Origin of the sequence: Kitasatospora sp. NPDC087315 (assembly GCF_044744345.1) — a bacterium.
Classification (GTDB): domain Bacteria; phylum Actinomycetota; class Actinomycetes; order Streptomycetales; family Streptomycetaceae; genus Kitasatospora.
The window spans coordinates 136,899-158,510 of the sequence record NZ_JBIUYD010000020.1 but is presented as its reverse complement, the minus strand read 5'-3'; the positions used below and the strand labels follow the sequence as shown (position 1 = coordinate 158,510).

The 21,612-nt window shown below is 72.6% G+C and carries 19 protein-coding genes and 1 tRNA gene; 7 read left to right on the top strand and 13 right to left on the bottom strand.

The features are described 5' to 3' along the window. Positions 1 to 35 precede the first annotated feature (35 nt). A complete protein-coding gene (locus ACIO5D_RS26810) occupies positions 36 to 701 on the bottom strand; it encodes a TetR family transcriptional regulator (protein ID WP_400798260.1) in 666 nt (221 codons plus the stop codon). Between the two features lie 220 nt (positions 702 to 921). On the opposite strand from ACIO5D_RS26810, the gene ACIO5D_RS26805 reads away from it, so the two are divergent. Beyond that, positions 922 to 2,145 carry an acyl-CoA dehydrogenase family protein gene (locus ACIO5D_RS26805; protein WP_400798257.1) on the top strand — a complete coding sequence of 408 codons (1,224 nt, stop codon included), beginning with the start codon at positions 922 to 924 and terminating at the stop codon, positions 2,143 to 2,145. Positions 2,146 to 2,234: 89 nt separating this feature from the next. On the opposite strand, the gene ACIO5D_RS26800 is transcribed toward ACIO5D_RS26805, so the two are convergent. The 4 genes from ACIO5D_RS26800 to ACIO5D_RS26785 all read right to left on the bottom strand — a co-directional run bounded on the left by ACIO5D_RS26800 (position 2,235) and on the right by ACIO5D_RS26785 (position 4,531). Further along, the gene (locus ACIO5D_RS26800; RefSeq protein WP_400798254.1) at positions 2,235 to 2,822 is read right to left on the bottom strand and encodes a phosphatase PAP2 family protein; all 588 of its coding nucleotides are present in this window, start codon (positions 2,820 to 2,822) and stop codon (positions 2,235 to 2,237) included. Between the two features lie 154 nt (positions 2,823 to 2,976). Continuing rightward, a complete protein-coding gene (locus ACIO5D_RS26795) occupies positions 2,977 to 3,786 on the bottom strand; it encodes an enoyl-CoA hydratase/isomerase family protein (RefSeq protein ID WP_400798251.1) in 810 nt (269 codons plus the stop codon). A gap of 36 nt (positions 3,787 to 3,822) precedes the next feature. Continuing rightward, the gene (locus ACIO5D_RS26790; RefSeq protein WP_363608088.1) at positions 3,823 to 3,960 is read right to left on the bottom strand and encodes a hypothetical protein; all 138 of its coding nucleotides are present in this window, start codon (positions 3,958 to 3,960) and stop codon (positions 3,823 to 3,825) included. A 22-nt stretch (positions 3,961 to 3,982) separates the two neighbouring features. Next, positions 3,983 to 4,531, bottom strand: a complete 549-nt coding sequence (locus tag ACIO5D_RS26785) for a GNAT family protein (protein ID WP_363608087.1) — start codon at positions 4,529 to 4,531, stop codon at positions 3,983 to 3,985. 96 nt (positions 4,532 to 4,627) lie between these two features. Here ACIO5D_RS26785 and ACIO5D_RS26780 point away from each other — a divergent pair, with 96 nt between their 5' ends. Continuing rightward, positions 4,628 to 5,284, top strand: a complete 657-nt coding sequence (locus ACIO5D_RS26780) for a TetR/AcrR family transcriptional regulator (protein WP_400798248.1) — start codon at positions 4,628 to 4,630, stop codon at positions 5,282 to 5,284. Positions 5,285 to 5,775: 491 nt separating this feature from the next. On the opposite strand, the gene ACIO5D_RS26775 is transcribed toward ACIO5D_RS26780, so the two are convergent. Further along, positions 5,776 to 5,848, bottom strand: a tRNA-Arg gene (locus tag ACIO5D_RS26775). A 502-nt stretch (positions 5,849 to 6,350) separates the two neighbouring features. On the opposite strand from ACIO5D_RS26775, the gene ACIO5D_RS26770 reads away from it, so the two are divergent. The 5 genes from ACIO5D_RS26770 to ACIO5D_RS26750 all read left to right on the top strand — a co-directional run bounded on the left by ACIO5D_RS26770 (position 6,351) and on the right by ACIO5D_RS26750 (position 12,162). Then, the gene (locus tag ACIO5D_RS26770) at positions 6,351 to 7,025 is read left to right on the top strand and encodes a single-stranded DNA-binding protein (protein ID WP_363608085.1); all 675 of its coding nucleotides are present in this window, start codon (positions 6,351 to 6,353) and stop codon (positions 7,023 to 7,025) included. A gap of 452 nt (positions 7,026 to 7,477) precedes the next feature. Beyond that, entirely contained in the window at positions 7,478 to 8,833 is a 1,356-nt protein-coding gene (locus ACIO5D_RS26765) for a Cys-Gln thioester bond-forming surface protein (RefSeq protein WP_400655813.1), read from the top strand. Positions 8,834 to 9,175: 342 nt separating this feature from the next. Beyond that, positions 9,176 to 10,840, top strand: a complete 1,665-nt coding sequence (gene ettA, locus ACIO5D_RS26760) for an energy-dependent translational throttle protein EttA (RefSeq protein WP_363608083.1) — start codon at positions 9,176 to 9,178, stop codon at positions 10,838 to 10,840. Positions 10,841 to 10,949: 109 nt separating this feature from the next. Further along, positions 10,950 to 11,423 carry a thioesterase family protein gene (locus tag ACIO5D_RS26755; RefSeq protein WP_363608082.1) on the top strand — a complete coding sequence of 158 codons (474 nt, stop codon included), beginning with the start codon at positions 10,950 to 10,952 and terminating at the stop codon, positions 11,421 to 11,423. Between the two features lie 46 nt (positions 11,424 to 11,469). Next, entirely contained in the window at positions 11,470 to 12,162 is a 693-nt protein-coding gene (locus ACIO5D_RS26750) for a hypothetical protein (protein ID WP_363608081.1), read from the top strand. Between the two features lie 54 nt (positions 12,163 to 12,216). Here ACIO5D_RS26750 and ACIO5D_RS26745 read toward each other — a convergent pair whose 3' ends face one another. The 7 genes from ACIO5D_RS26745 to ACIO5D_RS26715 form a co-directional block, all read right to left on the bottom strand. Then, positions 12,217 to 12,621 (bottom strand): globin, encoded by a 405-nt coding sequence (locus ACIO5D_RS26745; protein WP_363608080.1) that lies wholly within the window; start codon positions 12,619 to 12,621, stop codon positions 12,217 to 12,219. A gap of 88 nt (positions 12,622 to 12,709) precedes the next feature. After that, positions 12,710 to 13,870, bottom strand: a complete 1,161-nt coding sequence (locus ACIO5D_RS26740) for an ABC transporter permease (protein ID WP_363608079.1) — start codon at positions 13,868 to 13,870, stop codon at positions 12,710 to 12,712. Beyond that, a complete protein-coding gene (locus ACIO5D_RS26735; protein WP_363608078.1) occupies positions 13,867 to 14,784 on the bottom strand; it encodes an ABC transporter ATP-binding protein in 918 nt (305 codons plus the stop codon). Before ACIO5D_RS26735 ends, ACIO5D_RS26740 begins: the two co-directional genes overlap by 4 nt. 131 nt (positions 14,785 to 14,915) lie before the next feature. Further along, positions 14,916 to 16,265, bottom strand: a complete 1,350-nt coding sequence (locus ACIO5D_RS26730; protein WP_400798245.1) for an FHA domain-containing protein — start codon at positions 16,263 to 16,265, stop codon at positions 14,916 to 14,918. 72 nt (positions 16,266 to 16,337) lie between these two features. Further along, complete coding sequence (locus tag ACIO5D_RS26725) at positions 16,338 to 17,693, bottom strand: VWA domain-containing protein (protein WP_400655822.1); 1,356 nt, start codon at positions 17,691 to 17,693, stop codon at positions 16,338 to 16,340. 77 nt (positions 17,694 to 17,770) lie between these two features. Beyond that, entirely contained in the window at positions 17,771 to 19,066 is a 1,296-nt protein-coding gene (locus ACIO5D_RS26720) for a protein phosphatase 2C domain-containing protein (RefSeq protein WP_400798242.1), read from the bottom strand. A gap of 3 nt (positions 19,067 to 19,069) precedes the next feature. Next, a complete protein-coding gene (locus ACIO5D_RS26715; RefSeq protein WP_400798240.1) occupies positions 19,070 to 21,607 on the bottom strand; it encodes a tetratricopeptide repeat protein in 2,538 nt (845 codons plus the stop codon). Positions 21,608 to 21,612: the final 5 nt, after the last annotated feature.

Below are 21,612 nucleotides of genomic sequence, written 5' to 3'. Positions count from 1 at the left end.
GCGGGCCACCGGTGCCGGGCCACGGGCCGGGGGCCTCAGCGCGGGTCGGACGCCGGTGCGGCGGGATCGGGGGCCGGTGCGGTGGGCGGGAGGGCGGTCGGCAGGTCGGCGGCCGCGGCCAGCCGGCCCCAGAGCAGGTCGGCGAGCGCCTGGACCATCCGGGGGCGTGAGCAGGGCCGGGACTCCAGCCACCAGTCGCCGGCCGCCAGCACCATGCCGGTGATGCCCCGGCCCCAGGCCTCGGCGAGCAGGTCGCGGTCGGGGCCGAGGTCCACCTGGCTCCGCACGGCCCCGGTGATCTCCTCAGCGATCTGCCGCAGGGCCGGGGCGAGCGCGTTGCCCGCGCCGCTCGGGTCGCCGGGCTCGGGGTGGGTGAGCAGCCGGTAGACCTGAGGGCGGGCCTCGATGCCGGCCAGGTAGGTGTCCAGTACGTGTTCGACCCGGTCCCGGCGCTCCAGCGGTTCGGTGAGTGCGGCCCGGACGGCGGCCAGCAGACTGCGGGTGTGGCGCTCGGTCAGGGCCCGGATCAGCCCGTTCCGGTCGCCGAAGTGGCGGTAGAGGATCGGTTTGGTGATCCCCGCCTCGGCGGCGATGGCGTTCATGCTGGCGGCCGGCCCGTCGCGCCGGATCACCCGGTCGGCGGCGTTGAGCAGTTGCTCGCGGCGCGGCTCGCCGGGGTTGGCGGGGTCGGCGGATGGCATACGGGGGCTCCTGGCTGGTCCGGGCGGGGGCGTTGACACGTGTTGCCCATCAGTAGCAGACTCCGGCGATGTTACCGCCGGTAACACCGGCTCGACACCGTTTCGGCGCCCGCTCCCCGGGGGCCGCTCGCGGGCGCCCGTTCCCCGGGCCCGCCGCGGGTGCCGCCGCAGACCCTCCCGCACCGTCCGGACCCCCTCGACCCCTTCGACCGGAGGCACCATGGGCACGTTCTCGCTGGACCCGGGCGCGGACCAGCTCGCCGTACGCGACTGGCTGCACGGCTTCGCCGCCGACGTGATGCGGCCCGCCGCGGCCGAGTGGGACGAACGCGAGGAGACCCCCTGGCCGATCATCCAGGAGGCCGCCAGGCTGGGCGTCTACTCCCCGGACTTCTACGCCCAGCAGTACTTCGACCCCTCCGGCGTGGGCATCCCGATCGCCATGGAGGAACTGTTCTGGGGCGACGCGGGCATCGGCCTCGCCATCGTCGGCACCACGCTGGCCGCCGTCGCGGTGCTCGCCAACGGCACCGACGAGCAGATCGGCACCTGGGCGCCGCAGATGTTCGGCACACCGGGCGACGTCAAGGTCGCCGCGTTCTGCTCCTCCGAGCCGGACGCCGGCTCCGACGTCTCCGCGCTGCGCACCCGCGCCGTCTACGACGAGGCCAAGGACGAGTGGGTGCTGAACGGCACCAAGACCTGGGCCACCAACGGCGGGATCGCCGCCGTCCACGTGGTGGTGGCCACCGTCGATCCGCGGCTCGGCGCGCGCGGGCAGGCGTCCTTCGTCGTCCCGCCGGGTACGCCCGGGCTGAGTCAGGGCCAGAAGTTCAAGAAGCACGGCATCCGCGCCTCGCACACCGCGGAGGTCGTCCTGGACGGTGTCCGGGTGCCCGGCCACTGCCTGCTCGGTGGCCGGGAGAAGCTGACGGAGCGGCTGGCCCGGGCCCGCGAGGGCGCCCGGAAGGGCGGCGGCCGGGGAAACGCCGCGATGGCCACCTTCGAGGCCTCCCGCCCGGCGGTCGGCGCGCAGGCGATCGGCATCGCCCGGGCCGCGTACGAGGTGGCGCTCGACTACGCGAAGACCCGGGTGCAGTTCGGCCGTCCGATCATCGACAACCAGGGTGTGGCCTTCCAACTGGCCGACATGAGGACCCGGATCGACGCCTCCCGGCTGCTGGTCTGGCGGGCGTCCTGGATGGCGGCCACCAACCAGCCGTTCACCTCGGCCGAGGGTTCGATGTCCAAGCTGTACGCGGGTGAGACCGCCAAGTGGGTCACCGCGCAGGCGATGCAGATCCTCGGGGGCAACGGGTTCACCCGGGAGTACCCGGTGGAGCGGATGCACCGGGACAGCGCGATCTACTCGATCTTCGAGGGGACCAGCGAGATCCAGCGGCTGGTGATCGCCCGGGCGATCTCCGGCCTGCCGATTCGGTGACCGGTCGCGAAGCGGTTCGGGCGGGTGGGTTCGGGTGGGTGATCGCGCGGGTGATTGCGGGCGGCCACGGGTGGCCGCTCCGGTGGCTGTTACCGGGCGGCCCAGAAGGTGAGTCCGGCGGTCAGGGCACCCACCGCCGCGCCGGCGACGGTCTGCGCGGCGGTGTGGTCCCGCAGCACCACGCGGGACCAGCCGATCAGTGCGACCACCGGGGCGAGCAGCAGCCACCAGGGGCCGAGCGCGACGGCCAGACAGACCACCGCGCCGCCGGCGACGGCGGTGTGGATGGAGACCTTCCACCAGACGGTGATCACCAGGATCGGGACCAGTGAGGCGAGCATCGCCAGCACCATCGCGGTCAGGTCGGCGGGCGCGTCCAGCCAGAGCATCACCGCGAGGCTGGTCAGCACCGACAGCATGATGAACGGGATCACCACCAGGCGCCGCTGCCGGTGGCCGACGTGCCGGTCCTCCAGGGTGCCCTTGCGGATGCCGCGCTGGATGAACAGGGTCGGGACGACCGCCGCGAACAGTGCGGCGAACGCCGCCCAGCCGAGGCCCTTCCAGCCGTAGCGCAGCACGCCCAGCAGCGGCAGCATCGCGATGATCACGTTCTTCGGCTCGACGCCGTCGGTGACTCGCCGGGCCCAGGTCGTCTTGGTCGTCGGCTCGGCCATCGGGGTGCGTGCTCCAGGCGGGATCGGGTGCGGGGCGGTCGGATGATCGTAATGTCCCGATGCCCGATGCCCGATGCCCGATGCCCGATGCCCGATGCCCGGGAGCCGGGGCGAGGGGCCCGGGGCGAGGCCGTTCGGAACCGGCGGAGGTCGATCAGAACCGGGGCGGGCGGCCCTCCAGGAAGGCGGCGAGGCCCTCGCGGACGTCCCCGGCCTCGCGGGACCGCCGCTCCCAGGGCTCCAGGGCGGCCGCGGCGTGCTCCGGCGGCACCGCCAGCGCGGCCTTGACGGCGCCGATCGTCTGCGCCGAGCGCCGGGTCAGCAGCCGGGCGAACTCCAGTGCGGCGGCGTCCAGTTCGGCGCCCGGCGCGACCCGGTCGGCGAGGCCGATCGCGGCGCTGTCCCGCCCGGTCACCAACTCCCCGGAGAACAGCAGGTACTTCGCCCGGGCCGGGCCGACCAGCCGGGCCAGCCGCAGGGTCGGCACCGCCGGGTAGACCACACCGAGCTTGGCCGGGGTGATGCCCAGCCGGGCGTCCTCGGCGACGAAGCGCAGGTCGCAGGCGACGGCCAGCTGGCAGCCTCCGCCGACGCAGGCGCCGTGCACCACCGCGACGGTGGGGTGCGGAAAGGCGGCCAGCGCCTCCTCGGCGGCGACGTTGACGGCGTGGTAGTCGTCGGCCTGGTCCGGGTCGGCGTAGACCTCGACGAGTTCGGCGATGTCCGCGCCGGCGCTGAAGGTTCCGCCCGCCCCGGTGACCAGCAGGGCGCGGACGCCCGGTTGTTCGGCGAGCCGGAGCAGGACCTTGGGCAGCGCCTGCCAGATGGCCAGGGTGACGGCGTTGCGCCGGTGCGGGCGGGCGAACTCCAGGACGGCCACGCCGTCCTCGCCGGTGAAGGCGTTGAGGCCCTCGACCTGGGTCGGGAACGGGGAGCGGTCCCGCGTGAGCGGCGGCCGGGCCATGCGTACCTCCGGGAGATCGTGGTGGGGCCCACTCTCTCAGGGCGTGGCGGCGCAGTGGTCGCCGAGCCCCCGTTCGATCAGGGCGAAGGCGCGCAGGGCGTTTTCGGTGGCCTCGGGCCGGACGCCGGACGCCGGACGCCGGGCGGGTGCGGCGGGGCCCGGTGGTGCGTCCACCGGGCCCCGTCCGGGGTCGGCGTCAGCCCGCGGGCTTCCACTCGGGGGCCAGGATCGACCAGACCTCCTTGTTGTGGCGGACCCCGTTGTGCAGGAAGAACTCCCGCAGCGTGCCGTCCAGCTTCATGCCCATGCGCTGGGCGACCGCCCGGCTGCGGGCGTTGGCCGAGCTGCTGTACCACTCGACGCGGTGCAGGCCCCGGGTGCCGAAGGCGTAGTCGATCAGATGGCGGACGGCGGCGCCGACCAGACCCCGGCCCTCGCCCGCGGGTTCCGTCCAGACCCCGATCTCGCAGTTGCCCGCGTCGGCGCTGAAGTGCACGAACATCACGCCACCGACCAGCGTGCCGTCCAGCCAGATGCCGTAGATCCGGCCGGTGTCGGCGGCCTGCCTGTCGGCGTAGCCCTGGAGGGTGGCGCGGGCCGAGTCGAGGTCGGTGGAGCGGGAGGCCCAGGGGATCCAGGGGTCGGTGTGGGCGCGGGCCCGGTCGATGTGGGCCAGGAACTCGGCCGCCTGCCACGGCTCCAGCGGGCGCAGTTCGGCGTTCTCGGCGAGCGGTACGGCAAACACGGGCGGGCCTTTCGGAGCGAGGGTCGGGGTGCGGCCGGAGTGCGAACCGGTTGAGTCATATATACATAACAAACGTTTGGTACGTAAGATAGCGGCATGACGCCAGCCCGTGGAGACCATGCCGCCCGCCGCCTGGAAGTCTCCGAAGCGGTCTGGCGGGTGCTGTCGGCCCATGGCTTCGAAGGCCTGACGCTGCGTGCGGTGGCCGCCGAAATGGGCGCCTCCACCGGGCTGTTGACGCACTACTTCGCCAACAAGCGGGCCCTGGTGGCGTATGCGCTCGACGTGCTGGACCGGCGGTCCGGCGAGCGCCCGCGCCGCGCCGCCCCGGTGGACGGCCCCCCGCCGCCGGCCGGGCTGGCCCGGCTGCGGGCGGCGCTGCTGGACGTCCTGCCGCTGGACGAGGCGGCCGTGGCGGGCAACCGGATCTGGGTCGGCTCCTGGGACGTGGCGCTGGCCGACCCCGAGCTGGCGGCCGCGCACGCCGGCCGCTACGGGCGCTCGCGGGAGGCACTGGCGGGGCACATCACGGACGCCCAGCGGCTCGGCGAGCTGCCGGCCGGCGCGGACGCGGCGCGGCTCGCGGCGGGCGCGCAGGCCTTCGTGCTGGGGCTGGTGGTCCAGGCACTGTTCGCCCCGGGGGAGTTCCCGGCCGAGCGGCAGACCGCGTTGCTGGACGGCTATCTGGCCGGTCTGCCGACGGCGGCGGACCCGGCGGACCCGGCGGACCCGGCGGTTGCGACGGCGGGTTGAGCGGGGCGGTGCCCGCTTCGTGGTGTGCTGCCGGGCGGGGAGGAACCGTGGTGTCATCCACCGGCCGCTCGGGGGCGGCTCTCGGGCTGCGGAATGCCAGGTGCGCATTTCCGTCCCGAGGCCCGCTCGGGGAGGTCGGTGATGTGAGCTTCGCTGTGTTCGCGGCGAATGTCCTCCGGTACCCCGGGTGCGGGTGTTCCGCTTCTCCGTCGTGCATATGCCAGCAGAAAGTGAGCGGGCTGCGACGCCTCGTGTTCGCCGATTTCACCGAGTGTCCGCGGGTGGGTTCCGGGCGTGCGGGGATCGGACCCGGGAGGTAATGGGAGAGTCGGGCGGAACGGGCGGGGGGATTCGGTGAAACCGGCGCCGGCGTTGCCGTGTGGTCACGCTGGGTAGTGATGGCCAATTTGCCCGGGCGGTTGGTGTCCAACCGCCGCGTATTGGGCCAAAGTGCCGAACGCCTGGCGACTTCCCAGGTGAGAGGTGAGGTGTGCCCCCAGCAGGATTCGAACCTGCGACCTACCGCTTAGAAGGCGGGTGCTCTATCCGCTGAGCTATGGGGGCGGGACGGGCGGCGCCCTGGCGGGCGTGACCGTTGCCGGGGTCGGGCGACGGGCGCGTGCTGCGCCCGCTGCCCGGCCCCGTGCCTGAGGGTGCGGGTGGGGGTTGGCGGACCCTTGCCCTGTCGGGGACAGGATAAGGGTGTCCAGTTCCTCGGCCGGGTGTAACAACACCGTCGCGGGTGTGTCGGCTTCGGTGGAGCGGTCCGATAATCGCAGGTGAAGGCCGTGAGTGCAGCGGTCTGGCGGCCTTCCGTGCCGGACGTTGTGCAGTCGTTACGGGGCTGCCGCCCCACCCGTTATGGATTCGGCACGGAGAAAGTGTCGCGGCCAACGCGGGTGGGGGGTCGTATTCGGGTTCGTTCGGTCGGATGACGTGCGCGGACGGTGGAGTGAACCACCCTTCGGGGTGTGCGGTCGGGGCGGGAAGCGGCCGGTTTCTTGTCATGGCCGCGCGGAAGTGGGTGTGAAGCGGACTCTTGAAGGGCTCAAATTCACTCCTGCGAGTGACCCCGGTTTTCCACAGGCCCGAGTTGTCCACAGGATTTCCGATCTCGCTGGCGTTGATTTCCGGAGAAGAGCACTCTCAACTCGCGCCGATCGATTCCGTACGGTGCATCGCGGAGAACGGAGAGTGTTCTGTGAACGAGACCCAGGTGACGGTGATCGGCAATGTCGCGACCGAGGTGAGTTACGCCGAGACGGCCGGCGGTGTCCCGATGGCCAACTTCCGGCTGGCGTCGACGGAGCGCCGTTACGACCGGCAGAAGGACGGCTGGGTGGACGGCGAGACCCAGTGGGTGACGGTGACGGCCTGGCGTGCGCTGGCGGTGCATCTGATCGGCTCTCTCGCCAAGGGTGATCCGGTGGTGGTGAACGGTCGGCTGAGGGTGCGCGAGTGGACCGAAGGGGAGGCACGGCGCAGCAGGGTCGAGATCGACGCCCGGTCGGTCGGACACGATCTCACTCGCGGTACCACGGTCTTCCGCTGGTCGTCGGGGGTCAGGGGCGAGTCCGTGGGCGGTGCCGGGCCGGCGGCCGGTGTGCTCGTCGGGGAGGCCGTGCCGGGCTGGATCGCGGACGCGCTGGAGGCGCGAAAGGCGTCGGCGATGGCGTCGGTGACGGGCACCCAGGTGGCCGACGAGGGGAATGGGGGTGGCGAGCAGGCTGCCCTGATCTGACCGGCGGGTGATCTTAACTGTCGACAAATATGTTGATCGAGACGGTTGTTGTGCCCGCACGCGCAATCCCGGATCGGTTTACCGAAAGATCCAGACTTTCTGGCTGAGCGTCAGCTTGTGTGGAAGCTGGGAGTGTTGATAACGATACAGATACGGAATCGTCCTGATTTCGCATGGGGGTTTGCGCGCCTCCTGGACTCAATAGGATTCGTCTGGTTCACACACATGCGGCTGCGCCACAGGGGGCGCGGCAATGCAAGGCGGGCTGCCCATCGGCATGGCCCGGCCCGGAGGGATCCCAGATGTTCCACAGGCAGGGGCGGAGTCTTCCGCGCGTCACCACTGTCATGCTCACGACTAGCTTGGTGCTGGGCGGAAGCCTGCTCGCGGCCGGTGCGGCGGCTGCGGCTGACGCGCCCGGTGCGGGCGTCACGGCTGTCATTCAGCCGACGATGACGAGTGAGGAGATCGCCATCGAGGGCGGTCACTCCATACAGGGCGGTCTGTTCACGCTCAAGACGGCCAACGGTGTGATCCAGACGTACTGCATCGACATCGACCACCCGGTCAACATCACCAGCGGGGTGGAGTACCAGGAGTCGGACTGGAAGTCGAGCTCGCTCGGCCGCAAGGAGAAGGCGCAGGACGCCGCCAAGATCCGCTGGATCCTGGAGAACTCCTACCCGCAGGTGACGGACCTCAAGAAGCTCGCCACGGACGCCGGCGTCCAGGGCGAGCTCACCAAGGAGGACGCCGCCGCCGGCACCCAGGCCGCGATCTGGCGCTTCTCGGACGGCAAGAACGCCATCCCGAAGGACTCGCAGGCCAAGCAACTGCGCGACTACCTGGTCAGCGAGAAGAACAAGGGCATCGCCGCCGAGCCCAAGCCCTCGCTGAGCCTCACCCCGGACTCGGCGTCGGGCAAGCCGGGCAACAAGCTCGGCCCGTTCACCATCAACTCCAGCGCCTCCGAGGTGAAGCTGGCGCTGTCCGGCGACGCCGCGGACAAGGTGAAGCTGGTCGACAAGGACGGCAAGCCGGTCACCGGCCTGACCGGTCCGGTCGCCAAGGACACCCAGCTGTTCCTGGACGTGCCCGCGGGCACCCCGGACGGCGCGGCCACCGTCACGGCCGCGGCCGACACCGTGGTGCCCAGCGGCCGGGTCTTCCTCAGCAAGGGCTACACCCCCGAGAAGCACAGCCAGACCATGATCCTGGCCGGTTCCACCAAGCTCAGCGTCACCGACGCGGCCAAGGGCTCCTGGAAGCAGGGCAAGGGCGCGCTGCTGGACAGCACCGCCCAGGTCGAGTGCGACTCCAACGGCGTCCGGGTCACCGTGACCAACGGTGGTGACGAGGCGGCCACCGTCACGGTGAAGCCGGGCAAGTCGCTCACCGTGCAGCCGGGCAAGGCCGAGAGCGTCGTCGTCCCGGTCGCGGAGGACACCGCCTACGACATCACCGTCACCGGCCCGAACGGCTTCAGCAAGGAGTTCAAGGGCATCCTGGACTGCAAGGTCTCCAGCGTGACCCCGCCGACCTCCAGCCCGTCGGCCACCCCGGTCCCGACCGGCACCCCGACCGGCACCCCCAGCGGTACGCCGTCGGCCGCCCCCAGCACCGCGGCCGGGCAGCCGACTCCGGCCGGCAGCAGCTCGGCCCCCGGCACCACCGGTGACCTGGCCCAGACCGGTGGTAACGACGCCACCCCGATGATCGCCGCCGCCGCCGGCGGTCTGGTCGTGGCCGGCGGTGCCGCGGTCTTCGTCCTGCGCCGTCGCGGCCGCCACGGTCGCAGCGCCGCCTGAGGCCGCTGAGGCACTGAGGCTGCCGGCCCACTGAGGCAGCCGGGGCGCCGAGAGCGCCCGAACGCCACCGGCGCCGGACGCCGAAGGCGGCTGTACTCCCGGCCCGGCTCCCCGCACCTGTTGCGGGGGGCCGGGCCGCTTCGCGTCCGGGGCACCCCGCCGTCATGCCCGTCCCTGCCCTCGCGCCGCCGCGTCCGCCGCCCCTGCCCTCGCGCAGCCGTGTCCGGTGGCCCGGGCGGATACCCCGGTGGGGCAGCCGGGGCGGTTCGGGGCTCCCGGCGGGTGCGGCACAATGGAAGGCTGCAAGCCGAATTACTCCCGACGACGCCGGAGCGATCTCACGTGGCGGAATACATCTACACGATGCGCAAGGTACGCAAGGCGCACGGAGACAAGGTCATCCTTGACGACGTGACGCTCAGCTTCCTCCCCGGAGCGAAGATCGGCGTCGTGGGCCCCAACGGCGCGGGTAAGTCCACCGTGCTGAAGATGATGGCCGGTCTGGAGCAGCCCTCCAACGGCGACGCCTTCCTCTCGCCCGGTTACACCGTCGGCATGCTGCTCCAGGAGCCGCCGCTCGACGAGACCAAGACCGTCCTGGAGAACGTCGAGGACGGCGTCAAGGAGATCAAGGGGAAGCTCAACCGCTTCAACGAGATCGCCGAGCTGATGGCCACCGACTACTCGGACGCGCTGCTCGACGAGATGGGCAAGCTCCAGGAGGATCTGGACCACGCCAACGCCTGGGACCTCGACGCCCAGCTGGAGCAGGCCATGGATGCGCTGGGCTGCCCGCCCGGCGACTGGGCCGTCACCAAGCTCTCCGGTGGCGAGAAGCGCCGCGTGGCGCTCTGCAAGCTGCTGCTGGAGGCCCCCGACCTGCTGCTGCTCGACGAGCCCACCAACCACCTGGACGCCGAGTCGGTGAACTGGCTGGAGCAGCACCTGGCCAAGTACGCCGGCACCGTCGTCGCCGTCACCCACGACCGGTACTTCCTGGACAACGTGGCCGGCTGGATCCTGGAGCTCGACCGCGGCCGCGCCATCGGCTACGAGGGCAACTACTCCACCTACCTGGAGAGCAAGCAGTCGCGCCTCAAGGTCGAGGGCCAGAAGGACGCCAAGCGCGCCAAGCGGCTCCGCGAGGAGCTGGAGTGGGTCCGCTCCAACGCCAAGGGCCGCCAGGCGAAGTCCAAGGCCCGTCTGGCCCGCTACGAGGAGATGGCGGCCGAGGCCGACAAGATGCGGAAGCTGGACTTCGAGGAGATCCAGATCCCGCCGGGCCCGCGTCTGGGCAGCATCGTCATCGAGGTGGAGAACCTCTCGAAGGCGTTCGGTGACAAGATCCTCATCGACGACCTGAGCTTCACCCTGCCGCGCAACGGCATCGTCGGCATCATCGGCCCGAACGGCGCCGGCAAGACCACGCTGTTCAAGATGCTCCAGGACCTGGAGACCCCGGACTCCGGCAAGGTCAAGGTCGGCGAGACGGTCAAGATCAGCTACGTCGACCAGACCCGCGCCAACATCGACCCGAAGAAGACGCTCTGGGAGGTCGTCTCCGACGGCCTGGACTGGATCAACGTCGGCCAGGTCGAGATGCCGTCCCGCGCCTACGTCTCGGCGTTCGGCTTCAAGGGCCCGGACCAGCAGAAGCCGGCCGGCGTGCTCTCCGGTGGTGAGCGCAACCGCCTGAACCTGGCGCTCACCCTCAAGCAGGGCGGCAACCTGCTGCTCCTCGACGAGCCGACCAACGACCTGGACGTCGAGACGCTCTCCTCGCTGGAGAACGCGCTGCTGGAGTTCCCCGGCTGCGCCGTGGTCATCTCCCACGACCGCTGGTTCCTGGACCGAGTGGCCACCCACATCCTCGCCTACGAGGGCGAGAGCAAGTGGTTCTGGTTCGAGGGCAACTTCGAGTCGTACGAGAAGAACAAGATCGAGCGGCTGGGCGCCGACGCCGCCCGTCCGCACCGGGCCACCTACAAGAAGCTGACCCGAGGCTGACATCCAGCTGTCACAACGGCCCGGCAGACTGCCCTCCGGGGCGGCCTGCCGGGCCGCGGCCCGCCGCCACAGCCGTCCGGCGGGTCAACGGACGTCGAGGAGAACACTCGTGGCACGCCACATCTACGCCTGCCCGCTGCGCTGGTCCGACATGGACGCCTTCGGGCACGTCAACAACGTGGTCTTCCTGCGGTACCTGGAGGAGGCCCGGATCGACTTCATGTTCACCCAGGCCGCCGCGGCCGGGGCGGGGGAGTTCGCGGGCGGTTCGGTGGTGGCCCGCCACGAGATCGACTACAAGCGCCCGCTGGTGCACCGGCCCGAGCCGGTCACCATCGAGACCTGGGTGACCAGGATCGGCGGCGCCTCGCTGACGGTCTCGTACGAGATCAAGGACACCGCCGAGGACGGCACCGAGACGGTGTACGTCCGGGCGTCCACCGTGGTCGTCCCCTACGACCTGGCCGAGGGCCGGCCGCGCCGGATCAGCCCGGTGGAGCGGGAGTTCCTCACGCGCTTCATGGACGACCGCAGCATGGACGACCGCAGCCCGGCCGGGGAGACGGCCGGCGCGGCCGCCTGAGCATCCGCTCCACCACCGACGACCTGACGATTCGAGCTGACGAGCGTTGACCACCACCGCCCCCCTCGCCCTCGCCGACGCCGGGGAGGCCGCCGACCTGGCCGCCTTCCTGGTCCGCCTGCTGCGCTTCGACAAGGCGGCGGCGGTGCGGTTGCAGGCGGTGGCCCGGCCCGGGGCCGACAGTGTGCTGGCGGTCTTCGGGCGGCTGCCGCTGGGTGGTTCGGGCGCGCTGGCGATCCGCACCGCGCGGCTGACCGCGCTCGCCGCGCCCGTCGACCGCACCGTCTCGGCGGGCCAGTTGCTGGACGGTGTGAACGGCGAGGCGAACACCGTCACGCTGCCCGCGCCCGTCACCGGCCCGGCCTGGGCGGGTCTGCTGCCGCCGCGCTCCGGCTGGCGGCCGGCCGGTGAGCCCCCCGTTGACGAGGTGTACCCCGAACTGATGGCCGGGGTGAGGGAGTTCCGCGAGCGCAGCGAGGCCGTTCCGGAGCACCACCGGACCCGTGCGGTGCTGGACGCGCTCGCCGACGAGATCTGGTCCCGGCCGGTCGCCGCCCTGCCCGAACTGCCGCTGCGCGCCGTGCACGCGGCCTATGTGATCGGCTTCCTCAAGCCGGCCGTCCCGCTCACCGTGCACCGGGCCGGCGGCTGGCTCCGGCTGAGCGCCCCGGCCGGATCGGTGGCGGTCCGTACGGCGGCCGCGCCGGGCGCGGGTCTGGGGCTCAGCCCGGTCCGGTAGGACCGGACCCGGCGCGACCCGACCCGTCGCGTTCCGGGCGGCAGGCCGGGCCGGTCAGCCCTCGGTGTTGATCATCGAGGCGGCGGCGTAGACGAGATAGTCCCAGAGCTGGCGCTCGGCGTCGGCCGGCAGGGCCAGTTCGTCCACGGCGGTCCGCATGTGCTTCAGCCAGGCGTCGTGCGCCGCGCGGTCCACCTTGAACGGCACGTGCCGCATCCGCAGCCGCGGGTGGCCGCGCTGTTCGCTGTAGGTGCGGGGGCCGCCCCAGTACTGCATCAGGAACAGGGCGAAGCGCTCCTCGGCGGGCCCGAGGTCCTCCTCGGGGTACATCGGCCGCAGCAACTCGTCCTCGGCGACGCCCTGGTAGAAACGGTGCACCAGTCGACGGAAGGTCGGTTCGCCGCCGACCTGCTCGAAGAACGTCTCCTCGCTGAGCGTGCCACGCCGGATCTCTTTCACCCGACCATGGTCGCAGACGCCGACGGGGTCGTACACCGGGACTTCCGGCCTACGACCCCGTGCGGGACCCCTCGACGGGGAGCGGCTGCTACGCGTCCTCCCAGCGGAACAACCGCCCGGCGATCGCGGTGAGCACGGCGGCGAAGGCCAGCAGCCCGCCCATCGTCGGCAGCGCGTCCATCACGCCGCCGCCCCGGGAGAGCACCGACTGCGCCGCGCTGACCAGGTGCTTCAGCGGTAGTACCTCGGAGAAGGTCTTCAGCCAGCCGGGCATGTTATCGGCCGGGAAGAACGAGCCGGACAGGAACGACATCGGCAGCACGATGATCTGCGAGATGCCGTTGGCCGCCTCCTCGGTCTTGGCGACCGACCCGGCCAGCAGGCCGATCGACATGAAGGCGATCGTGGCGCACACCACCAGCGGGATGATCAGCCACCAGTCTCCGGTGAGCTTCAGCCCGAAGAACGGGGTGGTGGCGACCGCGATGAAGACGGCCGTCTGGACGAGCGCGGTCAGCACCGAGACCGCGATCCGGGAGGCCACGATCGACCCGGCGCTGACCGGGGCCAGCCGCAGGCGCCGCAGGACCTTCTTCTGCCGCCAGGAGACCAGGGTCAGTGAAGCGCTGAACACCGCACCGGTGGCCACCGCCCAGCCGAGCAGGCCGGGAGTGAGGAATTGGATCGGCTTCAGCGAGTTGTCCTCGACCTGGCTCGCGTCCAGCACGAAGGCCGGCGGTTTGCCGGTGGCGGCCTGGTTGGCCTGCTGGACCACCGAGTTGACGATGCCCTGGACGGAGCCGGCGCGGACCTGGTCGGCCGCGCTGAAGCGCAGTACCACCTTGCCGTCCGGCCCCTCCTTGATCATCGCGTCCAGGTCGCCCTTGCGGACCTTGTCCAGCGCGGCGGCCTCGTCGTCGCTGCGGTTGATCGTCAGGACCTTCTCCAGCTGGGCCCGGCCGTCGCCCTGCACCGAGTCCAGGATCTGGACCGCGCCGACCTGGACGACCTTGGCGTGCGGGCTGGTGGCGCCCTTGAGCAGGGTGCCGAGCAGCAGCAGGAACATCAACGGGAAGAGGATCACGAAGAAGACGGCGGCGCGGTCCCGGACGAAGGAGACCAGCATCACCCGCGAGAGACTCCCGAAGGCGCTGACCCGCTCGCGTTCCGGCGTTCCGGCGGGGCCGCCGGCCGGGGCCTGGGCCCGCTGCGCGGGCACTGCGGTGGCCTGGGTGCGGTCGGCGCTCATGCGCGATACTCCCGTCCGGTGAGCTGGAGGAAGACGTCCTCCAGGGTGGCGCCGCGCACTTCGAGGCCGCGCAACGCGTTGCGCTCGGCCAGTACGGAGAGCACCGGGGCCGGGAGCCGGGTGGAGACGGAGAGCGAGACACCGTCGTCCTCGATCGAGGCGATCTCGGCACCGGCCGCCGCGAGCAGTTCGCGGGCGGTGTCGGCGCTCAGCAGGCCGGACTCCACGCTGACCCGCACGGTGTCGTCGATCTCCCGGACCAGGGCGGCCGGAGCACCGGTCCTGAGGATCCTCCCGTGGTCCATCACCGAGACGCGGTCGCAGAGCACCTCCGCCTCGTCCAGGTAGTGGGTGGTGAGCACGACCGTGCGGCCCTCGGAGTTGATGCCCCGCAGCAGGTCCCAGAGGTTGCGGCGGGCCTGTGGGTCGAGGCCGGTGGTGGGCTCGTCCAGGAAGACGAGCTCCGGGTCGTGGGCCAGCGCGCAGGCGATGGAGAGTCGCTGGGCCTGGCCGCCGGACATCTTGTCGGTCATCACCGCGGCCGACTCGGCCAGGCCGACCCGCTCCAGCATCGCGTCGGCGCGCTTGGGGCCGACGCCGTAGAAGGAGGCGAAGGTGCGGATCGTCTCGCGTGCCGTCAGTTTGTTGAAGAAGGCCGAAGCCTGGAACTGCACGCCGATGCGCGGCAGCAGCTTCGGATTACGCGGCCAGGGAGCCATCCCCAGCAGCTCGATCCGGCCCTCGTCGGGTTTGCGGATTCCCTCCAGGATCTCCAGCGTGGTCGTCTTCCCGGCGCCGTTCGGGCCCAGGATCCCGTAGAACTCGCCGACCTCGACGGTGAGTGACACTCCGTCGACGGCTTGTACGTCCCCGTACCGCTGACGGATTCCGTCGGCGGATATAGCAGCAGTCATACATCCTGACCCTACGGGTATTCAGGAACGCCGTGCAGGTGGAGCACGGTCTTTGGGAGATCATTTTGCCTGGGGCGGTAATACGCCCGGACCGAGCGGTGGTTGACGACCGCTCGGCCCGGGCCGGAGGTTCAGGCGCGGTGCAGGGTGATGGTGGTCCATGCTCCGATGTGGATCCGGTCGCCGTCGTTCAGCGGGATCGCGGTGTGCGGGGCGATCGGTTCGGCGCCGCCGTTCACCGTGGTGCCGTTGGTGGAGTCCTGGTCGACCAGCACCCAGCTGCCGTCCGCCTGTTCGGCGAGCAGCGCGTGCTGGTGCGAGGCGCCCGGGTCCTCCGGCGGTACCGACAGGTCGATCTCCGGTACGGTGCCGCGGTGCTGGCTTCGCCGGCCGATCCGCAGCTGGCCGCGACCGGTGATCGGAATGCGCCGCTCGGGGCAGTACGGCGGGAAGAACAGGCCCGCCGCCTCCGGGCCACTGCGGGCCATCATGTCGGTGAAGTAGTCGCGGTCGGCCGAGACCACCGCGAGCCAGTTGGACCGCACCGGCTCGGGCCGGCCGGGGTGCCCTGGTTGGCCGGGGTGGCCCAGCGGGGGCTGCTGCTGGGCCTGCGGGGGAGCCTGCTGGACCTGCGGCGGCACCGGCGGGGCCAGGTTGAACGAGGTGCCGAACTCCTCGCCGCGACCGGTCGGGCCCGGCTGGGCGTAGACCGGGCCGGAGTCCTCGCGGGGCGGGTTCTCCTGGTACGGCGAGCCGTGCGCGGGTGCGGGCGCCTGCTGCCCGTTGGCGGGCTGGGGCGGCGGGTAGCCGTAGCCGGACGGCGCGCCGCCGTGGGGGCCCTGCGGGTGCTGCGGCTGCGGTGGCTGCTGCAACTGCGGCTGGTGCTGGGCCTGTTGGTGCTGACCGTGTTGGTGCTGGCTGTGCTGGGGCTGGCCGTGCTGGGGCTGGGCGTGCGACAGCTGGCCGTGCTGGGGCTGCTGGTGCGGGGCCGGCTGCTGCTGTCCCTGGCCGCCGGGCTGCGGGCTGCCGCCGTACGCGGCCGGGATGTTCAGCGGGGCGGGCCCGGCCGCCTGCCCGGGGATGCCGCCGTCGGCCGTGGGCTGGCGGTGCGAGGGCGCGGAGAGGTCGTAGTCGTACCCGCACTCCTCGCAGAACCGGCCGGTCTGCGGGCTGCGGCAGATCGGGCAGACCACCAGGCCCTCGGTGAGCTCCGGGTAGCCCTGCGTGGCGGGGGGCGGTACCGCGCCGGGCGCCACCGGTCCGCCGAACGGCGCTCCGCCGTGACCGCCGGGCGCCCCGTGGGAGCTGTGGGAGCCGTAGCCGCCGGGGGCCGCGTGCCCTCCGGGCGTCCCAGGGATCCCGTGCGCGCCCGGGAGAGTGCCGGGCGGCGGCGGGACCGGTGGCGGTGGTGTCATCGGGAAGCCGCAGAAGTCGCACCAGTCCTCGGCCTGCGACTCATGGCCCCTCGGGCAGATCGGCATCAGGTCCCCCCTCAATTCCAGCCAGCTGGGGCAGCGTCAGGCCGGGCTCGGGCCCGGTCACGTCCTCACCGGTCACTTCTTCACACGTACGGTCTTGGTCGACCGGGTCTCAAGGGTCATCGAGTCGGCCTCGCTCACGTCCTTACGGAACCGAACCGTACCCTCCTTGGGGTCGACCACGTCCACCACCTTCTGGAGCAGTTTGAAGGTGCCCTCGTTGCCGGTCGCGTGGGCGATCCGGACGGCGGCGCCGAGCTTCGCGGTGGCGCGGTCCACGTCCCCGGCCCGGTGGGCCTCCAGCCCCTCCTGGATGGAGGAGGCCAGTTCGGCCTGCCCGGTGTAGTGGGCCACCTGCGGGCTGATCCGGGTGGACGAGGCCAGGTCGTCCGTCCAGACCGCCTTGACCAGGCCCTGGGTCAGCACCTCGGGCCCGCCGCCGGCCTGCGGCGGCAGGACCAGGCTGACCCGGGCGGCGAGCATCTCGTTGCCGACGGCGGCGGCCGGGACCTCCACGCAGACGTGGTAGTCGCGGCTCTCGTCGCCCCAGGAGCCGGTGGGATAGTCGCCCGCGCGGGGGCCGGCCTCCGCGCGGCGGCCGGTCAGGTCCTCCACCGAGGGAGCGACCTGCTTGACGAACTTGACCACCGCGTTGGCCGGCGTCCAGATCCGCAGCGCGACGTCGGCGACCTGCTTGCCCATCGCGCCGGCCATCATCGAGCGGAAGTCCTCGGCGAGGCCGGACGGTTCGGCGACGATGTCGACGGTGCCGAGCAGCGCGGAGGAGATCTTGCGCAGCTCGTCCACCTTCCAGTCGGTGCCCACGCCTCGGCAGTCGGCGGTGAAGTGGCCGGTCACCCGCTCGATGGCGCGGTCCAGGTCGGCCGCCGACTCGTGCTCGTTGTTGCCGTCGGTCAGCAGGATGGCGTGCCGGATGGCGATGTCGCGGCGGCTGAGGAAGAGCTTGTCGGCCTTGGCCAGCCAGGTGCCCATGGCGGTGCCGCCGGCCGCGTTGAGCCGGCGCAGCGCCTCTCTGGCCCGGGCGCGGGTGGCCTCGGAGGCGATCGCGAGGGTGCCGTCCCCGGGATAGATGTCGCGGGCCTCGTGGGTGCCGGCCACCACGGCGAAGGCGACGCCGTCGCGGACGGTGTCGATGGCGGCGGCGGTGGCCTCCCGGGCGCCGCGCATCTTGCTGGCCGGGTAGTCCATCGAGCCGGAGCAGTCCACCATGATCACCACGGCGGCGGACTGGTTGCCCGCGCCCTGCGACCCCGCGTCGGACACTCCCAGCGGACGGCCGCCGGACGTGCCGCCGCCGGTCGCGGTGACGGTGACGATGGCGTTCACCTCGCGGGCGCCGTCCGCGAGGAACTCGTTCTGGAAGATGTCCACGTCGAACCTGGGCAGGTTCGGCTTCGCCAGTGTTGCCATGGGCCGGTGGCTCCCGTCGGGTGGTCGAAGGTGCGAAACGGTCGGTGGGGGCGGGTGGGGCCGGGGCGGCGCGTGCGTCAGGCCGTCGGCGGGTGCGGCGGTCGCGGGGGGACGACCGGCGGTGCGGCGGGCGGCGCGGCGGGCGGCAGGGGCGCGGCGGGCGAGCCGATCACCGGCAGGTCGGGGAGGGTCGGGTCGTGTTCCTCCTCGGGGCCCTCCGGTGCGGCGCCGATCACCGGCAGGTCCAGCGCGGTCGCCGTCCGGGCGTCCTCCCCGGTGTCCTCCCCGCCGGCGGGCCCGGCGGCCGGCCCGGTGGTCGGGTCGATCGGCAGGACGGCGACGGTGATGTTGTCGTGCCCGCCGGCCGCGACCGCGAACTTCACCAGGGTCTGCGCCGCGGCGAGCGGTTCGGCGCGGGCGTCCTGGCGGACGAAGTAGGCCAGGTCGGTGGCGGCCTCGGCGTAGTTCCAGAGGCCGTCGGTGCAGATCAGCAGCACACCGGGGACGTGCGGGGTGAAGTCCAGGGTGTGCGGGACGACCTCCTCGGCGTCCGCGCCGAGCCAGCCGGTGATGGCGTGGGCGCGCGGGTCGGCGTAGGCCTCGGCCTCGGCCATCAGCCCGGCCTCGACCATCCGGGCGGCCCAGGAGTCGTCCTGGGTGAGCCGGAACGGCTCGGCGCAGGCCCGGTCGTCCGGGATCCAGTAGGCCCGGGTGTCGCCGACCCAGCCGATGGTGACCCGGCCGCCGGACGCTATCGCGCTGACGTAGGTGCAGGCGGGCGCGTTGAGGTCGGGCCGGGTGGGCGAGGCGCCGTCCACGGCGAGGTCGGCGACGGCCTTGGCGGCGTCGGCGATCGCCTGGCGCATCGCCGCGTTGGGCTCGTGGCCGGCCTCCAGCGCGGTGAGCAGCGACTCGGAGGCGGTGTCGACGGCGGTCTCGGACGCCTCGTCGGGCCGGTCGGAGGAGGAGACCCCGTCGCAGACCACGGCCACCACGACCGGCTCGCCACCGGGCAGCGAGGTGGCGGCGACGGTGAAGGAGTCCTCGTTGCGGTGGTGGCGCACGCCCCGGTCGCTGACCCCGGCGACGCCCGCGAGGGACTTCTCCATGTGGTCGCGCGGGCGGGGCTGGGCGCCGCCGCAGGCCTCGCAGTAGCCGTCGGTGGTGACCTGCGGCACGCCGCAGTGCACGCAGACCGAAGCGCTCTGCGCCGGGACGGTCGGCGGGTGGTCCTCACCGCGGGCGGCGGACCAGCTGGCGGGCATCGCGCCCGGGGCCGGGCGGCCGTCCCGGCCGGCCCCGCAGGAGCCGCAGAAGACGTCCTCCGGATCCAGCGGCTCGGAACAGCTCGGGCACACGGTCTGCTGTGGCATTGGCTACACCCACGTCCTGGGGCGGGCACGGTTGGCCCGCTCCACCATCTCGATCCTGGTCTCGGCCCGGTCGGCCAACCGGGCGAGTACCCGGTAGGACTGCTCCAGTGCGAACCGCAGTTCCCGTTCGACGGCCGGCCGTCCCAGTACGGTGACCTCGCCGGCCGACCGGGCCTGGCCGCCCTCTCCGGGAGAGCCGGCCGTCACCCAGCCGAGCGCGGCGCCGAGCACCTCCACGGCGAGCTCCTCGCGGCGGCGGTCGTCCAGGCGCAGCGCGGTCAGCTGCGCGGAGCTCGCGCCGAGGTCGGCGCCGAGCGGGTCGGTGGCGGGCCGTTCGCGCAGCCGGGCCCGGACGGCGGCGATCCGGGCGGCGGTGAACTGGCTGGAGGTGGCCGGCACCGACTCCAGGACGGCGACGGCGCCCGGCCGGTCGAGGTCCCCGAGCCGGACCCGGGCCAGCCCGAAGGCGGCGCTCAGGTAGGCCTGGTCGGTGCTCCACACCAGCCGGTAGAACTCGGCCGAGTCGCCGCCGGAGCCGAGGAGTTCGGCGCAGATGGCGAGGGCCAGCTTCGGGGCGCTCTCGCCGGGGAAGGCGTCGTAGACGGCGTCGAAGGCCTCGGCGGCGGCGCGTACGCCGCCCGGGTCGGGGGCCCGGTCCGCCGCGGTGGCGGAGCCGGCCAGGGCGGTCAGGCCGCGGTACCAGACCACCCGCCAGTCGTCGGGGTGGTCGTTCTCCAGAGCGGTCAGGGCGTCCGCGGCCTCGCGGTGCCGGCCGAGTTCCAGCTGGGCGCGCAGCTCGCGCAGCCGTCGCTCGACGGAGTCGGCGGGCGCGCCGGCCAGGGCGGTCAGCGCCTCCTCGGGGTCGGCCCCGAGCAGGGTGGCGAGGAAGCCGGCGTTGGGGTCGGCGGGGTCGACCCGGGGGGCGGGCAGCGCCAGCGCGGCGGCGGCCGGGTCGAGGGCGGCCACCCGCAGCTCGCCGGGTACGGTGCCGGGCAGTACCAGCTCGGTGTCGACCACCCGCAGCTCCGGGCCGAACAGGGTGGAGAGGGCGGGGCGCGGCCGGCCGTCCTGGAGCGCCAGCACCTCGCGCAGCACGCCGGTGAGCTGGTCGGCCATCTCCTCGGCGGAGGCGAACCGGCGGGCCGGGTCCGGGTCGGTGGCACGGACCAGGAAGCGGTAGTACGACTCGTACGCGGCGAAGACCGGTACGGCCTCGGGCCCGGGCAGGGAGTGGCGGTAGGTGGTGCTGTAGCCCTGGAAGTCGAAGGTGAGCACCGCGAGGGTGCGGGCCACGGTGTAGAGGTCGGAGGCGGGGGAGGGGCCGTCGGTGGCGATCTCGGGGGCCTGGTAGCCGATGGTGCCGTAGATCGGGCCGTCGTCGTCCAGGTGGCGGACCGCGCCCATGTCGATGATCTTGAGCGCGTCGCCGCTCTGGATCACGTTGTCGATCTTGAAGTCGCAGTACACCAGGCCCCGGCTGTGCAGGTACCCGAGTGCGGGCAGCGCCTCCAGCGCGTACGCGATCGCCTGCTCCACCGGCAGCGGCTCGCGGTGGCCGTCCGGCGTGCGGCGATCGTTGGCGATGTCCTTGAGCGACTTGCCGCCGACGTACTCCATGACGATGTAGCCGTCGGTGGAGCCGGTGCGCAGGTCCGGGTGCTCGGCGAAGTTGATGATGCGGACGATGTTCGGGTGGTCCACCTCGGCCAGGAAGCGCCGCTCCGCGACGGCCACCGCGAGCGCGTCCTCGTCCCCGGTGTCCAGCAGGCCCTTCAGCACCACCCACTTGTCGTTGACCCGCCGGTCCACCGCCAGGTAGATCCAGCCGAGCCCGCCGTGCGCCAGACAGCCCACCACCTCGTACTGCCCGCCGACCAGGTCCCCCCGGCGCAGTTTGGGCGTGAACGAGTACGGCGTGCCGCACTTGGTGCAGAAGCCCTCCGGGCGGCCCGGGCGGCCGTTCTTCTCCCGGCCCACCGGGGTGTCGCACTTGGAGCAGAACCGCTTGCGCTCCGGCACCTCGGGGTTGGCCAGCACGGCCTGCGCCGGGTTGGCGTCCGGGACGCTCGGCACCGTCACCAGGCCGGCGCCGAGCCGGCTGCGGGTGCCCGCGCTGACGCTGCCCCGGCTGCTGCGCACCGACACCGAGCGGCCGCTGCCGGTCCGGGTGGAGCGGTGCGAGCGGGAGCGGCCGGACATCGTGTGGGACGAGCCGGAGCCGGCCCGGGACGAGCCGCTCCGCCCGGAGTCGGGGGCGACCCGGGCCGAGGGCAGGTACGGCTGGGTGAGCCCGGTGTCGCCGCCGGGGGCGGTGAGGCCGCACTCGTCGCAGTAGCCGTCGTCGTCGATCGTCCCGGCGCAGTCGCGCGGGCAGGGCGAACCCGGGCCCGCGGCGGTGGCCGGGGTGCCCGCCGGGCTGCCGGAGGCGGCGGTCTTCACCGAGGACGCGCCCGCCGGTGCGAGCCCGCACTCGTCGCAGTAGCCGTCCTCGTCGATCGTCCCGCCGCCGGTGCACTCCGGCCGCTCGCACGCTTCGCCCATGAACC

What these genes read in the sequence shown, in the direction of transcription:
- ACIO5D_RS26810 (WP_400798260.1), bottom strand. Translation starts at nt 701, where the DNA reads ATGCCATCCGCCGACCCCGCCAACCCCGGCGAGCCGCGCCGCGAGCAA.
- ACIO5D_RS26805 (WP_400798257.1), top strand. Translation starts at nt 922, where the DNA reads ATGGGCACGTTCTCGCTGGACCCGGGCGCGGACCAGCTCGCCGTACGC.
- ACIO5D_RS26800 (WP_400798254.1), bottom strand. Translation starts at nt 2,822, where the DNA reads ATGGCCGAGCCGACGACCAAGACGACCTGGGCCCGGCGAGTCACCGAC.
- ACIO5D_RS26795 (WP_400798251.1), bottom strand. Translation starts at nt 3,786, where the DNA reads ATGGCCCGGCCGCCGCTCACGCGGGACCGCTCCCCGTTCCCGACCCAG.
- ACIO5D_RS26780 (WP_400798248.1), top strand. Translation starts at nt 4,628, where the DNA reads ATGACGCCAGCCCGTGGAGACCATGCCGCCCGCCGCCTGGAAGTCTCC.
- ACIO5D_RS26765 (WP_400655813.1), top strand. Translation starts at nt 7,478, where the DNA reads ATGACGAGTGAGGAGATCGCCATCGAGGGCGGTCACTCCATACAGGGC.
- ACIO5D_RS26740 (WP_363608079.1), bottom strand. Translation starts at nt 13,870, where the DNA reads ATGAGCGCCGACCGCACCCAGGCCACCGCAGTGCCCGCGCAGCGGGCC.
- ACIO5D_RS26735 (WP_363608078.1), bottom strand. Translation starts at nt 14,784, where the DNA reads ATGACTGCTGCTATATCCGCCGACGGAATCCGTCAGCGGTACGGGGAC.
- ACIO5D_RS26730 (WP_400798245.1), bottom strand. Translation starts at nt 16,265, where the DNA reads ATGCCGATCTGCCCGAGGGGCCATGAGTCGCAGGCCGAGGACTGGTGC.
- ACIO5D_RS26725 (WP_400655822.1), bottom strand. Translation starts at nt 17,693, where the DNA reads ATGGCAACACTGGCGAAGCCGAACCTGCCCAGGTTCGACGTGGACATC.
- ACIO5D_RS26720 (WP_400798242.1), bottom strand. Translation starts at nt 19,066, where the DNA reads ATGCCACAGCAGACCGTGTGCCCGAGCTGTTCCGAGCCGCTGGATCCG.
- ACIO5D_RS26715 (WP_400798240.1), bottom strand. Translation starts at nt 21,607, where the DNA reads ATGGGCGAAGCGTGCGAGCGGCCGGAGTGCACCGGCGGCGGGACGATC.